The following is a 1,140-nucleotide window of genomic DNA, read 5'->3' as shown; positions in this document are numbered from 1 at the left end:
ACAAAACCAAAGTTTTTTGGAGAGATGAGTCAACACGAATGCTATCTAGGAATAGAATTTAATCCAAAATATCTTAACGGAATTTCAAATATTTACAACCCAATATAATTTAGTAGTTTCTCTAAAAATAACATAATACACCTTATACGAAATTCTCTTTATTTATCTTTAAATTTCAGTATATTAGATCAAGCCGTTGTGGGGCATAGGGTACCAGAGCGGCTTTTTATTGATTATTTATGTTCCACGCTTAAAATTCGAACAATGTTTCATGATTTTTATAAGTTAAACTAAATTTAGTTGCCAATCCCAATAAGCTATTCACTAACTTGTAAATATCGGTATACCGCCTGACGACTAATCCCAAAAGCTTTTCCTAATGCCATTTTTGATGGATACTTCCCTTCCCTCCATGCTTGTCGTAAAGCTTCAGCTTGGTCAGGCTTTAGTTTATGCACCCGACCTTTGTACTTCCCCTGAGCAGAGGCGAGTTTTATTCCTTCCTTTTGCCGCTCTAAAATGATCTCACGTTCGAACTGTGCAAAAGCACCCATCAATTGCAGCATCAAATTATCCATCGGGGTGGATTCGGCCGTAAAAGTAATATTTTCTTTTACAAACTGGATGGCAATCCCTCGTTTGACCAGTTTATCTACTTCAGTGACCAAATCTTTCAGGCTTCGCGCAAAACGATCCATGGAATGTACAATCACCCTGTCCCCTTCCCGGACATAGTTCAACATTTCCTGAAATTTAGGTCGGTCAGTATTTTTACCTGAAGCACGGTCAACAAAAATCCGGTCGACCTCAATTCCTTCAAGTTGACGTCCAGTGTTTTGCTCGACAGAACTTACCCGGACATACCCTACTTTTTGGCCTTTCACTTTTTCACGCCCCAATTGGATAAAAATGAACAATTTCGTAAATTATAATTCTTTAACACTAAAGTTACATGTTACTTATGATTAAAAATCATTTAAATGATACATAATTTCATGAACTTTCAGATTGTAACTTTAGGGTATACTTTAAAGTTACACAAAACATCTATATGAAGACTAAAGTCCAAATTAGTGTTTATGTTGGTTCAATGTATTACATTTCGTATTTTCTATTTGTAACGTAATTTCAGTAATATTA

The 1,140-nt window shown here is 35.4% G+C and carries 1 protein-coding gene; it reads right to left on the bottom strand.

The annotated features are described in order from the left end of the window. Positions 1-317: 317 nt before the first annotated feature. Positions 318-884, bottom strand: a complete 567-nt coding sequence (locus FTV12_RS16370; protein WP_004897285.1) for a recombinase family protein — start codon at positions 882-884, stop codon at positions 318-320. Between the last annotated feature and the right edge of the window lie 256 nt (positions 885-1,140).

It is taken from the genome of Acinetobacter sp. YH12233, assembly GCF_013417725.1.
Lineage (GTDB): Bacteria > Pseudomonadota > Gammaproteobacteria > Pseudomonadales > Moraxellaceae > Acinetobacter.
This window is presented reverse-complemented; position numbering and strand designations above follow the sequence as displayed.